Source organism: Collinsella aerofaciens, from assembly GCF_015561195.1.
In the GTDB taxonomy this organism is placed as follows: Bacteria; Actinomycetota; Coriobacteriia; order Coriobacteriales; family Coriobacteriaceae; genus Collinsella; species Collinsella aerofaciens_AC.
Genome location: NZ_JADMSU010000009.1, coordinates 55,403 through 68,170 on the forward strand (window position 1 = coordinate 55,403; position 12,768 = coordinate 68,170).

12 protein-coding genes are annotated in these 12,768 nt (G+C 60.4%); 11 read left to right on the top strand and 1 reads right to left on the bottom strand.

Annotated elements, in window-relative coordinates:
• The first annotated feature begins 11 nt into the window (after positions 1-11).
• The 8 genes from atpF (at position 12) to I2H81_RS08705 (ending at position 8,062) form a co-directional block, all read left to right on the top strand.
• Positions 12-614, top strand: a complete 603-nt coding sequence (gene atpF, locus I2H81_RS08670) for a F0F1 ATP synthase subunit B (RefSeq protein ID WP_117716380.1) — start codon at positions 12-14, stop codon at positions 612-614.
• A complete protein-coding gene (locus I2H81_RS08675) occupies positions 604-1,080 on the top strand; it encodes a F0F1 ATP synthase subunit delta (protein ID WP_006235713.1) in 477 nt (158 codons plus the stop codon). Before atpF ends, I2H81_RS08675 begins: the two co-directional genes overlap by 11 nt.
• Positions 1,080-2,678, top strand: coding sequence for a F0F1 ATP synthase subunit alpha (gene atpA / locus I2H81_RS08680; RefSeq protein ID WP_035138794.1), 1,599 nt, complete (start codon positions 1,080-1,082; stop codon positions 2,676-2,678). The genes I2H81_RS08675 and atpA overlap by 1 nt, the downstream gene beginning before the upstream one ends.
• 5 nt (positions 2,679-2,683) lie before the next feature.
• A complete protein-coding gene (gene atpG / locus I2H81_RS08685; RefSeq protein ID WP_006235716.1) occupies positions 2,684-3,592 on the top strand; it encodes an ATP synthase F1 subunit gamma in 909 nt (302 codons plus the stop codon).
• Positions 3,592-5,046 carry a F0F1 ATP synthase subunit beta gene (gene atpD / locus I2H81_RS08690; RefSeq protein WP_006235717.1) on the top strand — a complete coding sequence of 485 codons (1,455 nt, stop codon included), beginning with the start codon at positions 3,592-3,594 and terminating at the stop codon, positions 5,044-5,046. The genes atpG and atpD overlap by 1 nt, the downstream gene beginning before the upstream one ends.
• A gap of 3 nt (positions 5,047-5,049) precedes the next feature.
• Positions 5,050-5,442, top strand: coding sequence for an ATP synthase F1 subunit epsilon (gene atpC / locus I2H81_RS08695; protein WP_006235718.1), 393 nt, complete (start codon positions 5,050-5,052; stop codon positions 5,440-5,442).
• 88 nt (positions 5,443-5,530) lie between these two features.
• Positions 5,531-6,814: a UDP-N-acetylglucosamine 1-carboxyvinyltransferase gene (gene murA, locus I2H81_RS08700; protein WP_195645280.1), complete on the top strand. Its 1,284-nt coding sequence runs from the start codon at positions 5,531-5,533 to the stop codon at positions 6,812-6,814.
• A 12-nt stretch (positions 6,815-6,826) separates the two neighbouring features.
• Entirely contained in the window at positions 6,827-8,062 is a 1,236-nt protein-coding gene (locus I2H81_RS08705) for an LCP family protein (RefSeq protein WP_195645281.1), read from the top strand.
• A gap of 251 nt (positions 8,063-8,313) precedes the next feature.
• Here the strand turns inward: I2H81_RS08705 and pepT are convergent, their stop codons facing one another.
• A complete protein-coding gene (pepT, locus tag I2H81_RS08710; protein ID WP_195645282.1) occupies positions 8,314-9,561 on the bottom strand; it encodes a peptidase T in 1,248 nt (415 codons plus the stop codon).
• A gap of 120 nt (positions 9,562-9,681) precedes the next feature.
• Between pepT and I2H81_RS08715 the strand changes: the two genes are divergently transcribed.
• The 3 genes from I2H81_RS08715 to I2H81_RS08725 all read left to right on the top strand — a co-directional run bounded on the left by I2H81_RS08715 (position 9,682) and on the right by I2H81_RS08725 (position 12,568).
• The gene (locus I2H81_RS08715) at positions 9,682-10,104 is read left to right on the top strand and encodes a metal-dependent transcriptional regulator (RefSeq protein WP_040359600.1); all 423 of its coding nucleotides are present in this window, start codon (positions 9,682-9,684) and stop codon (positions 10,102-10,104) included.
• A 10-nt stretch (positions 10,105-10,114) separates the two neighbouring features.
• A complete protein-coding gene (locus I2H81_RS08720) occupies positions 10,115-11,008 on the top strand; it encodes a homocysteine S-methyltransferase family protein (protein ID WP_055252635.1) in 894 nt (297 codons plus the stop codon).
• A 159-nt stretch (positions 11,009-11,167) separates the two neighbouring features.
• A complete protein-coding gene (locus I2H81_RS08725; RefSeq protein ID WP_271817508.1) occupies positions 11,168-12,568 on the top strand; it encodes a phosphoglucomutase/phosphomannomutase family protein in 1,401 nt (466 codons plus the stop codon).
• The last annotated feature ends 200 nt before the right edge of the window (positions 12,569-12,768 follow it).

Below are 12,768 nucleotides of genomic sequence, written 5' to 3' on the forward strand. Positions count from 1 at the left end.
GAGCGTCAAGTATGAATCTTTCATCCCAGAAGAGCGCGATCGCACTCTCCGCGTCCGCGGCCGCGCTGCTCATGCCGGTTTCCGCGTTCGCCGAGGACGGCGCTGCCGGTGCGGACATCCTCATCCCTAAGATGGCGGAGTTCATCCCGGCGCTTATCGCCTTCCTGATTATCTGGATCGTGCTGGCCAAGGTCGCCCTGCCGGGCATCATGAAAACCATGGAGGAGCGCGGCAAGAAGATCGAGGAGAGCCTCGACGAGGCCGAGAAGACCAAGCAGGAGGCTATCGCCAAGCGCGCTGAGTCCGACTCGATCGTCACCGACGCCCGTCGTCAGGCTGCTGACATCGTTCTCGAGGCCCGTAAGGACGCCGAGTCCGAGCGCGCCCGTATCATCGAGGCTGCTCACAAGGAGGCCGAGGAGATCATCGCCAAGGCCCATACGACCGTCGAGGACGAGCGCAAGTCCATCTACGCCGGTGCCGCGAGCTCCATCGCCGACCTGTCCGTTGCCGTCGCCACCAAGATCGTGGGCGAGGCACTCGAGGACGAGACCGAGCAGAAGAAGCTCATCGAGCGCTACATCCAGGAAGCAGGTAGCCTGAATGCCGACTAGCCGCTATCAGGACAAGGTGCTCGAGACCTACGCGCGCTCCCTTCTGGAAGCCGCTAAGGCCGAGAACCATGTGTTCGAGGACCTCGAGATGATCGAGCGCTTGGCTTCTGCCAGCCCCGAGATCATCGCCGTGCTCGACACCATGTCCAAGCGCGACCAGCTCGACCTTCTTCCCAAGGTGGCAGCTGCCTTTAAGTATGTTGCCGAGGAAGACGAGGATGTAGTGGGCGTGACCGTCACCACGGCGATCCCGCTCGACGACGAGCTGCGTCAAACCATCACTAAGAAATGCGAGCAGGACTTCGGCCGCAAGGTATTCCTTATCGAGCAGGTCGACCCGTCTATCGTGGGCGGCCTGGTGCTCGAGGCCCGCGGCGAGCGTCGTGACATTTCCGTCAAGACGCAGCTGCGCATCGCGCAGGAGACCCTCGCAAACTCTGCTAATTCGTACGGAGGTGAAGCCTAATGTCCGAAACCCTCAATGCCCAGGATATCGCCAAGAAACTGCAGGAGCAGCTCACGAGCCTCTCCGCGACGGTCGATACGCATGAGGTTTCAACGGTCGACGAGGTAGGCGACGGCATCGCGCGCGTCTCCGGCCTCAAGAGCGCCATGGCAGGCGAGCTTCTGGAGTTCAAGAGCTCCGATACCGGTGAGACCGTCTTCGGCCTTGCCCAGAACCTTGACCGTGACGAGGTCGGCGCCGTTCTGTTTGGTGCCGTCGACTCCATCAAGGAAGGCGACGAGTGCCGCACCACTGGCCGCATTATGGATATCCCTGTGAGCCGCGCCATGCTCGGCCGCGTCGTCAATCCGCTCGGCCAGCCCATCGACGGTCTGGGCGACATCGTCGCCACGCACCGTCGCCCCATCGAGTTCAAGGCCCCCGGCGTCATCGACCGTACCCCGGTGTGCGAGCCGGTTCAGACCGGTCTGCTCGCTATCGACTCCATGGTGCCTATCGGCCGCGGTCAGCGTGAGCTCATCATCGGCGACCGTAAGACCGGTAAGACCGCCATTGCCATCGACGCTATCCTCAACCAGCGCGGCAAGGGCATGGTCTGCATCTATGTCGCCATCGGCCAGAAGGCCTCCACGGTTGCCAACATCCGCGAGACCCTCGCTCAGCACGGTGCGCTCGACTACACCATCATCGTTTCGGCCACCGCTGCCGATTCCGCCCCTATGCAGTACATCGCGCCTATGGCCGGTGCCGCTATCGGCGAGTTCTTCATGTACAACGGCGAGGACGGCAAGCCCGCCAGCGAGACCAACCCCGGCGGCCACGTGCTCGTCATCTACGACGACCTGTCCAAGCAGGCTGTGGCCTACCGTCAGATGTCGCTGACGCTGCATCGTCCGCCCGGACGCGAGGCCTATCCTGGCGACATCTTCTACCTGCACTCTCGTCTGCTCGAGCGTGCCGTCAAGATGTCCAAGAAGAACGGTTACGGCTCCATGACGGCACTGCCGATCATCGAGACCCAGGACGGCGACGTCTCGGCCTACATTCCGACCAACGTCATTTCCATTACCGATGGTCAGATCTACCTGCAGTCTGAGCTCTTCTTCCAGGGTCAGCGCCCGGCAGTCGACGTGGGCATCTCCGTGTCCCGCGTCGGTGGCGATGCGCAGACCAAGGCCATGAAGCAGGTCGCCGGCAACCTCCGTCTGGATCTCGCTTCCTATCAGGAGCTCGCTGGCTTTACGCAGTTCGGCTCCGACCTCGACGAGGCTACTCAGAAGCAGCTGACCCATGGTGCTCGCATGACCGAGCTCCTGAAGCAGCCGCGTTACAAGCCGTTTGAGGTTGGCGAGCAGATCGTTACGCTGTTCGCTGGCAACGAGGGCTTCCTGGATGACTTGGAGATCGCCGACGTGCTGCCCTTCCGTGCCGAGCTCATCGAGTACATGGACAATGGCTTTGGTTCGCTGCTCGACAAGGTCCGCGCCAAGAAGATCGATGATGACACCAAGGCTGAGCTCTTGCGCGTCATCGGCGACTTCAAGCAGCAGTTCATGGCCAAGCACCATTCGGATGTTTCTGGATCAGAGGAGAACTAAGCCCCATGGCCAACCTTCGCGACATTAAGAAGCGAATCTCCTCGGTTACCACGACCAAGCAGATCACGCGCACGATGGAGATGGTCTCTACGGCCAAGATCCGTCGTGCCCTCGATCGCTCCAAGCAGGCCGAGCCCTATAAGGAGGCGCTGACCGACGTCATGTTGACGGTCGCCGGCGACGCCTCCTGTTCGGGCACCGATCCCATGCTGCAGAAGCATGAGAGCGTCAAGCATGGCCTGATTGTCGTTATTGCCTCGGACCGCGGCCTTGCCGGCGGTTTCAATACGACGGTGGAGCGCACGGCCGAAAAGCTCGCCGCTTCTTGGGCGAACGACGGCATCGAGTGCGAGATCATCGCGTGCGGGCGTAAGCCGGCCACGTATTTCCGTGACCGCGCAAACGTTGTCATGCACTTTGAGGGCAACTCCTCTGAGCCCGATTTCAATCAGGCCCGCATGATCTCCTCTCATATCTGCGATGCGTATCGTGCCGGTGAGCTTGACCGTGTCGAGCTTGTCTACCACCACGCCAAGAACCGCGTGGATCAGGAGCTTCGCGTCGAGCATCTGTTGCCGCTCGACCCCGAGATGATCGCTATGGCCCACGGTCCGCGTAAGAACGAGACCGACGCCCCTAAGCGCATCTCGTCCACGTTCGAGTTCGTGCCCTCTCCCGAGCATGTTCTCGGCAAGCTTGTGCCGTCTTATATCCTGACGGTCATCTACCAGGCCCTGATCGATTCGGCGGCTGCCGAGCAGGGTGCACGCCGCAAGGCCATGCACTCCGCGACGGAAAACGCCACCGCGATCATCTCGACCCTTACCCGCACGTATAGTCGCGTGCGCCAGGCTTCGATCACGACCGAGATTAACGAGATCGTCGGCGGAGCCTCAGCATTGGAGGAACAGTAATGGCTAATAACACCGTAAAGCTTGCGGTCGAGGAAGCCACCAAGAAGACGACTGCCGGTGATGGTCGCATCGTGCGAATCATCGGTCCTGTCGTCGACGTCAAGTTTGACGGTGCGGTGCCCCCGATCTACAACGCGCTCACGGTCGAGGCCGAGACCCCGATCGGTCATCTGAGCACGATCCTCGAGGTCGAGAGCCAGCTTCCGGGCGGCGTCGTCCGCACGGTCGCCATGTCCTCGACCGACGGCCTGCAGCGCGGCCTCATCGCCACCGATACCGGAGAGCCCATGAAGATGCCCGTTGGCCCCAAGACGCTCGGCCGCATTTGGAACGTCATGGGCAAGCCTGTCGACGGCAAGCCCATGCCTGAGGTGGAGGAGTTCTACCCCATCCACCATGCAGCGCCCCGTTTCGACGAGCTCACCACCAAGACCGAGATCTTCGAGACCGGCATCAAGGCCGTTGACCTGCTCGAGCCCTACATCCGTGGCGGCAAGACGGGCCTGTTCGGCGGCGCCGGCGTCGGCAAGACCGTTCTGATTCAGGAGCTCATCAACAACCTCGCCCAGGAGCACGGCGGCACCTCGGTGTTCACCGGCGTCGGCGAGCGTACCCGCGAGGGCACCGACCTGTTCCTCGAGATGAGCGAGTCTGGCGTTATCGACAAGACCTGCTTGGTCTATGGTCAGATGAACGAGCCGCCCGGAGCGCGTCTGCGCATCGGTCTGGCCGGCCTTACCACCGCTGAGTACTTCCGCGATCGCGGCCAGGACGTTCTGCTGTTCATCGACAACATCTTCCGCTTCTCCCAGGCGGGTTCCGAGGTTTCCGCACTGCTGGGCCGTATGCCGTCCGCCGTTGGTTACCAGCCCACGCTGGCAACCGAGATGGGCGACCTCCAGGAGCGCATTACCTCGACCAAGACGGGCTCCATTACCTCCGTCCAGGCTGTCTACGTCCCCGCAGACGACCTGACCGACCCGGCGCCTGCCACGACGTTTACGCACCTCGACGCCACCACGGTTCTTTCGCGTAGCATTTCGTCGCTCGGCCTGTTCCCGGCTATCGACCCGCTCGCGTCTTCCTCCGACGCTCTCGATCCCTCGATCGTCGGCGAGGAGCACTACCGTGTCGCCGTCAAGGTCCAGGAGCTCCTGCAGGAGTACTCCGACCTTCAGGACATCATCGCCATTCTGGGTATGGACGAGCTGTCCGAGGAGCAGCGCCTTACGGTCAACCGTGCCCGTAAGATTCAGCAGTTCCTCTCGCAGTCCTTCCACGTCGCCGAGAAGTTCACCGGCAACCCCGGTGTCTACGTCCGCGTCGAGGATACCGTCCGCTCTTTCGCCGAGATTGTCGACGGCAAGGCCGATGACCTGCCCGAGCAGGCTTTCCGCTATGCTTCCACGATTGAGGACGTGCGCGAGCGCGCCCGCAAGATGGGGGAGAAGTAGGTTATGCGTATCCGCATCGTGTGCCCCGTGAGCTGCGCCTATGAGGGCGACGCTGCGTTTGTGTCGATTCCGTCCACGGATGGCGAGTTTGGCGTCCTGCCTGCTCACTCCAGCGAGATCTGCACGATCGACCGCGGTTACGTTCGCGTTTCCGATAAGGCCATGGGCACTGTCGACCACACGTTTGCCGTGGCCGGCGGCTATGCCCAGGTTGCGGACGATGTCGTGACCGTTCTCGCCGAGCGCGCTTGCGATTTGGCGACCGTCGATGCCGACAAGCTTAAAGCTGATATTCAAGGTTTTGAAGAGAAGCTGGGTAATTTGTCGGAGGATGATGCACGCCGCGCCTACCTCTATAATGAAATCGCATGGTGTAAGCTCAAGCTTGCCCAATAGTCAAACGATTTAGCGTTCGACCATTTGCGAACACATCATGCCCGGGATGGCCCAGCCACCCCGGGCATGCTTTTTGAAAGGGTAGACCTTGGATATTATCCGCGTTGAGGGTGGCCACGCCATCGGAGGCTCCGTGCCCGTCTCGGGCGCCAAGAACTCCGCGCTCAAACTCATGGCGGCAACGCTTCTGGCGCCGGGCAAGACGACGCTGCAGAACGTGCCCGATATTTCCGATGTCCACGTGATGGGCAAGGTGCTCAAGGGCATGGGCGCTACGATCGATGTTCTCGACGAGCACACGCTCGAGATTGATACCTCTCAGGTCGATTCATGGGAGGCCCCCTACGAGCTCGTTGCCAAGATGCGCGCTTCCACCGCCGTCATGGGACCCCTGCTGGGCCGCTTCCATCGCGCCAAAATTGCCATGCCGGGCGGCTGCAACCTGGGTGCTCGCAAGATCGATATGCACATTCTTGGTCTTGAGGCCCTGGGCGTTGAGTTCGATACCGCCCACGGTTACATCAACGCTAATGCGCCCCAAGGTCTGCGCGGTACCACCGTCACGCTCGAGTTCGCCAGCGTCGGTGCGACCGAGAACCTCATCATGGCCTCTGTGCGCGCACAGGGCACCACGGTTATCGACAATGCCGCCCGCGAGCCCGAGATCGTCGATCTCGCTAACATGCTCAACGAGATGGGCGCCAAGATTGTTGGCGCCGGTACGCCCGTCGTGACTATCGAAGGCGTGGAAGAGCTCCATCCCGTTACCCATCGCGTGGTGGGCGACCGCATCGAGGCCGGTACCTTTATCGTTGCCGGTGCGTTGATGGCCGACGATCGCGGTGTCGATGTCACGGGCTTTTGCCCCATTCACTTGGGCATGGTGCTCAAGAAGATGGAGCTCATGGGTATCGACTGCGAGCGCGTCGAGGATGGCGTCCATGTGAGCCGTGCCGAGCGTATCAAGCCGGTCGACATCCAGACGCTTCCGTTCCCCGGTTTCCCGACCGACATGCAGGCGCAGATTATGGTGCTCTCCGCCCTTGCCGACGGTAGTTCCGTTATTACCGAAAACATCTTCGAGAATCGCTTTATGTTTGCCTCTGAGCTGGTGCGCATGGGTGCCGACATTCGTATCGAGAGCCATCATGCCATGATTCATGGCGTCAAGGGCTTCTCGGGTGCACAGGTTACCTCGCCCGATCTGCGCGGCGGAGCGGCCCTCGTCGTAGCGGGCTTGATCGCCGACGGGACGACCGAGGTTTCGGCTATCCATCACATCAAGCGCGGCTACGAGCAGTTTGTCGAAAAGCTGCAGGCGCTTGGCGCGCATGTCGAGCATGCTACCGTCCCCGATCCCGTCATCTACTAATACAGGTTGCCTATGTTTAATAAAAAGCCCCTCGCGGATACCACCACCCGAAGACCCTCAACTGGTGCGCAGGCCAAAATCTACAGTCGCGATAACGTGGCTCGCTATTCCGAGCGCGCTCGTCAACGTCGCCGTAGCCACACGATTCGTCACGTCGCGCTCATTGTCGTGCTTGGCGTGCTGCTGAGTGCCACTACCGCTGCCGGCCTGTGGTTTGCCACCATTATGGGCAAGCTCGGCGATTCTAATGTCATTACCGACAATCTGCGTCGGGTTCTGGTTGACACCGATGAGGCAAAGGATCCGTTCTACGTGCTGCTTCTTGGCACCGACGGCCGTCCGGGCGAGGATACGTATCGTGCCGACTCGATTATCCTGGCACGCATCGACCCCACGGAAAAGCAGGCGACGCTCATTTCCGTTCCGCGCGACACCAAGGTCGAGTACAAGGGCGAGACCATGAAGATCAACGCCTGCCATACCGTTGGCGGCGCCGAGGCCATGGTCGAGGCGGTCAACGAGCTGTGCGGTGTTCAGATTTCCCACTATGCCGAGGTCAGCTTCGACGGTATGCAGGCGCTGATTGATTCGGTTGGCGGTATCGACATTAACGCAACCGATGATGTTGACGACCCCGAGCACCTGGATATTAAGATTACCGCTGGCCAGCAGCATATGGACGGTGCCACCGCCCTTACCTATGCCCGCTGCCGCTACACCTATGCCGACGGCGATTACACGCGCATGCGCCACCAGCGTCAGGTGCTTGGCGCACTTGCCAACCAGATTCTCAATAACTTCGATGCCACGAAGATCTTTGGCCTGGTTAATTCGCTGTCCGATATGCTTGTAACCGATATGAGCGTTCAGGATATCGTGGCTACGGTCAACGCCATGCGCGGTATGGATGTCGACGGTATCTACTCGGCCAACCTGCCCTCGTACGCCGACGACAGCACCATGATCGACGGTGTGAGCTACGTCTTTGTCTACGAGGACGAGCTTAAGGAAATGATGGCCCGTGTCGACGCCGGCAAGGACCCCAAGGGCCCCAACACCATGGGTCTTTCCGACGGCTCCAGCTCCACGATCGGCGACCTGAACAACAACACGTCTGACGACTACGCAAACGGTACCGCAACCTCATCGGTCAGCTCTGACGATTCCGATGACTCAAGCGATTCGAGCGATTCGGACTACTTCGAAGAGCCCACCGGCGACGGCAACGGCTACGAAGCCAACTACTAAGTTACGGCGTTTTAACAAACGCCGTAACGGCTCGACGCTGCGCGCCGCCCAAGGCGACAATTTGTCATTCAAAAGGCAGGGCATGACCAGAAGGTCAATGCCCTGCCTTTTTCATGCCAACTTGTTCGCCTTGGACGTCGCTCGCTGACGTTGGCTCAACCTGCGATGCTGATTACTCCCCTTGCAGCAAAAACCGCCCCGTTCTCTGTAGAGGACGGGGCGGTTTGTCGTTTAGGCTTGTGTGGCCAGGCTTATGCGAAGCGGGCGACGAGCTCCTGGAGCACGTCGGTCATCTTCACGAGTGAACTGACCGGGACGAACTCGTTGACGCCGTGGTAGCAATAGCCGCCGGTGGAAAGGTTGGGGCAGGGCAGACCGCGGAACGACAGCTGCGCGCCGTCGGTGCCGCCGCGAATCGGCAGCACTTGGGGCTCAACGCCGCAGGCAAGGTAGGCCTCCTTGGCAACATCAATAAGCTCGGGATAGTCACGAACGATCTCGGCCATATTTCGATACTGCTGCTTAATCTCGACCGTCACGCGCTCCTCACCCAGACGCTGGTTGAGCATCGAGGCGGCGGCATCAATAAGGTCGAGTTTCTGCTGGAACTTGGCGGCGTCATGGTCGCGGACGATATAGCGCGCTGTGGCGTGATCGACGGTCGCAGATACACCCTCAAGGTGATAAAAGCCCTCGTAGCCTTCCGTGTACTCCGGGCGCTGCACGTAGGGGAGCAACGCGTTGAAGTCGCAGAACAGATTGCCTGCGTTGACCATACGGCCCTTGGCGTCGCCCGGGTGGATGGACTGGCCCTCAAAGCAGACGGTCGCCTCGGCGGCGTTAAAGCACTCCCACTCCAGTTCGCCGATGGGGCCGCCGTCGACCGTGTAGGCGTACTTGCAGCCAAAGGTATCGATATCCAACAGCTCGGCTCCGTGGCCGATCTCCTCGTCAGGGCAGAAGCAAATACCGAGTGCGGGATGGGGCAGAGAAGGGTCCTGAGCGATACGCGCGACAAGCGACATGATCTCGGCGACGCCTGCCTTGTCGTCCGCGCCCAGCAGCGTGGTGCCATCGCTGCAGACCAGGTCCTCACCTGCGAGGTCATTCAGGGCGGGAAGCTTGGCGGTACTCATGGCAACGGGCTTACCGTCAACCGTGCCGCAGACCAGGTCGCCGCCTTCGTAGTGTACGATGTGCGGCTTCACGCCGGCGCCCGGTGCAACTTCGGTGGTGTCGAGATGGGCGATCAGGCCCAGGGCGGGCTTGTCCTCAGCGCCCGCACTTGCGGGGATATGCGCGCAGACATAGGCATGCTCGGTCACGTGGGCATCTTCCGCACCAAGCTCGCGCAGCTCTTCAGCCAGCACGTTGGCAAGGTCAAACTGAACGGCGCTCGAAGGTACCTGGTCGCAGTTTGCATCCTCGGACTGCGTGTTGATCTGGACGTAGCGCAAAAAGCGCTCGAGGACATCGGGGTTCGTGGTGGTGTTTTCCATAAAGACCGCTCCAATCTTGGTCGTCGTGTGCAACAAGAACTCTAGCACGGTATGCCACGGCATACCGCGACGCTTGGATGGGGTAGAATCAGCCATTGAATGCAGAAGGGACGGAAGATCATGGATACGACAAATAGCTCGCGCGAACTACATCTGACGGTGGCGAACGAAGACTACTTGGAGTGCATGGTTCGCATTGAAAGCGAAGAGGGGGAAACCAACGGCGTGCGATCGGTCGACATCGCGCAGCGCCTTGGCGTCTCCAAGGCATCGGTCAATAAAGCGGTTTCGGCGCTCAAGGCATCCGAGCTTGTCGAGCAATCGCACTATGGCAAGGTAATCCTGACCGATCGCGGCCGCGAGGTTGGCACGGCTATCTGGTACCGTCATCGCCTCATCCGCACGTTTTTGGTTCAGGAGCTCGGTGTCGAATTTGAGCGAGCCGATTCCGAGGCCTGCATGATGGAGCATGCGCTATCCGAGGACACGATGAGCCGCTGGCTCGCCTATCTCGAAAAGCAGGGAATCAGCGTCGAGGAATAGCGGGATATATATGGATACGAGTTATTACAACCGCTTTGGTGCCGAGGAACTTACGCGCCGCTTGTCGAGCGAGACCTTGTTGGCGCAGGGCCCCATGGGCAGTGTTCTGTTGAGTGAGTACGATGCCGCCGATATTCCACCGGCGTTTTGGAATCTGGCAGAGCCGCAGACCGTTTCTCGTATCCATCGCTTGTATGTCGCCGCCGGCGCGCAGGTACTCATTACCAATACCTTTCAGGCATCAAGCTATGCCCTCAAGCACGACCAGATTGCGCCGTCCGTGGCGGAGGTCAATCGCGGGGCCGTCGACGATGCCCGCCAGGCGCACCCTCAGCTGCTGCTGGGCTCGATGGGTCCGATCGGTATTGAGTGGTTTGCCGAGGACTCTGCCGAGTTTCGTGAGATCCGAGGCATTGCGCGCGAACAGGCGCACGCCTTACTCAATGCTGGTGTTGATGGTCTGCTGATCGAGACGGTGACGTCTATCCGTAATTTGCAGCCCATGCTTGCCGGCGCTCGAGATGCCGCTGACGGCATGCCTGTCCTGGTGAGTTTTGTCGTTGATGACAAAGGCGACCTGTTGGGCGATGGCCTCAACATCGAGGCAGCCGTTTTGTACGCCGAAAAACACGGCGCAAACTCGGTTGGTGTTAATTGCTGTTCGCTTGCGGCCGCGAACGCGGCGGTGCCCAGGATGGTTGCATCGGCGACTACTCCCGTCACGGTGCGTCCCAACGTGGGCGATCCGGTCCAGACTCAGGATGGCCCCGTATGGCACGAGAACCCCGAAGCTTTCGCGCGCGCATGCATCGAATGGAGACATGCCGGTGCCGCAATGGTGGGCAGTTGCTGTGGAACCACGGCAATCACTACGGCAGCGATGGCCGAGGCGCTCGATATATAAAGGGTAAAACCGCTCCATACGGGGCGGTTTTTTTTATTGCTTGCATGTCCTCGGCAGCATTTGCCCAAATGGTGAATGCTGGTGCCGGCAGGTTGCCGAGTGTGTATCGCGGGTATACCTCATGCGTACCATGATCCAAACACTGTGAGGTGTCTGCGCGTGTGCGCGATAATTCATTTTGGAACTGACGGTTGGCGCGCTCGCGTCGATGAGGACTTCACTGCCGATAACGTTGCCCGTATCGCCGATGCCGTCGGCGAGTTGTGGCAAAAGATCAATCCGGGCAAAACGGTATATATAGGGTTCGACACTCGGCCCCTGGCGCGCGAGTTCGCTGAGCTTGCGGCGGGTGTGCTAGCAGCGCACGGGCTAGACGCCGTGCTCGCTTCGCGACCTGTTCCGACCCCTGCCCTTACGTGGGCGGCGGCTTATGACGGTGAGGCGTGCGGCGCGCTCATGGTGACGGGGTCCCATCATCCGCAGGGTTATCTGTGTCTCAAGATTCGCATGGGTGACGGCTCGACCGCCAACCAGGATGTCATCGAAGAGCTCGAAGAGACCATGGCTCCCGAGCCAATGGGGATCGAGGGGCAATATCGCACCGCGGATATCATTCCTGACTATATGCAAGCGGTGGCATCGTTTGTCGATGCCGAAGCCATCCGCGCCGCGCACCTGCGCGTGGTTGTTGATCCCATGGGCGGCGCAGCCCAGGGCTATCTAGCCGACTTGCTGCGCGAGCTTGGCGTTGAGGTGCACGAGATTCACGCCGGGCAGGCGCCTGACCAAGAGGATATCTGCCCCGACCCCGTTGAGCCGTGGGTGGACGCTTGCGAGCATACGGTTATCGAGGACGGAGCTTGCGCTGGCCTGGTGACCGACGGCGACGCCGACCGTATCGGCGCGGTTGACGAGCGCGGCAGATATATACATCCGCATCAGATCATGGCGCTCGTTTTGGGCGACTTGGTTCAATTTCGTAATTTGGAGGGGCGCGTCGTCGTCAATCTTTCGTGCTCGACGCTCGTGCGTCGCATTGCCGAGGCGCTTGGCTGCCGCGTGACCGTCAAACCAGTCGGTTTCAAATATATAGCGGCAGAGATGAAGAAGGGTGGCGTCCTCATAGGCGGCGAAGAAGCCGGTGGTATCGGCATCGCCGCGCATATGCCCGAGCGCGATGGAATCCTCGCCTGTCTGATTCTGTGTGAGCTTATGGCAAAGACGGACGCGCCTTTGGGCGTTCTGGTCGACCAACTCGAGGACAGTTTTGGTAAGACGAGTTACGGTCGACGCGATTTGCGCCTTGAGGCCGAAGATGCCGAAACGTTACGAACCCTGCTGCCGGGCGTAAACCCCAAGTCGATTTGTGGCAAGGTGCCGCAAAACGTTAGTCATATGGATGGCTTGCGTTTAGCATTTGAGGATGACACGTGGCTGCTAGTCCGTCCTAGCGGGACCGAACCAGTGGTGCGCGTCTACGCCGAGGGGTTCTCGGTGGAAGAACGTGATGAGTTGCTCGATGCTGGCTGTGCTTTAGCTAGGGGAACGTATCCGCTTTAACCATGAGACTGCCTTATATAAAGAGATGCTCGGCGAGCGGTAGTTAACGGCTGGCAAACGTTAGTCGGATTCCAAACTGTGTAGGAAATGTGTACGCCCAGATTCCCGCCCCCGGCGCCCCTCCGGTCTGGCAATATATCTCCTTGCCGCGCGGCCCGGTCGGACCGGATCAGCCGCGGGGCGTGCACCTTGAGAACCGG

Bases quoted from the DNA above. Each gene is read 5' to 3' on its own strand.
- atpD (WP_006235717.1), top strand. From the start codon at position 3,592: ATGGCTAATAACACCGTAAAGCTTGCGGTCGAGGAAGCCACCAAGAAG.
- atpF (WP_117716380.1), top strand. From the start codon at position 12: ATGAATCTTTCATCCCAGAAGAGCGCGATCGCACTCTCCGCGTCCGCG.
- I2H81_RS08720 (WP_055252635.1), top strand. From the start codon at position 10,115: ATGGATACGAGTTATTACAACCGCTTTGGTGCCGAGGAACTTACGCGC.
- atpG (WP_006235716.1), top strand. From the start codon at position 2,684: ATGGCCAACCTTCGCGACATTAAGAAGCGAATCTCCTCGGTTACCACG.
- pepT (WP_195645282.1), bottom strand. From the start codon at position 9,561: ATGGAAAACACCACCACGAACCCCGATGTCCTCGAGCGCTTTTTGCGC.
- I2H81_RS08705 (WP_195645281.1), top strand. From the start codon at position 6,827: ATGTTTAATAAAAAGCCCCTCGCGGATACCACCACCCGAAGACCCTCA.
- atpC (WP_006235718.1), top strand. From the start codon at position 5,050: ATGCGTATCCGCATCGTGTGCCCCGTGAGCTGCGCCTATGAGGGCGAC.
- I2H81_RS08715 (WP_040359600.1), top strand. From the start codon at position 9,682: ATGGATACGACAAATAGCTCGCGCGAACTACATCTGACGGTGGCGAAC.
- atpA (WP_035138794.1), top strand. From the start codon at position 1,080: ATGTCCGAAACCCTCAATGCCCAGGATATCGCCAAGAAACTGCAGGAG.
- I2H81_RS08675 (WP_006235713.1), top strand. From the start codon at position 604: ATGCCGACTAGCCGCTATCAGGACAAGGTGCTCGAGACCTACGCGCGC.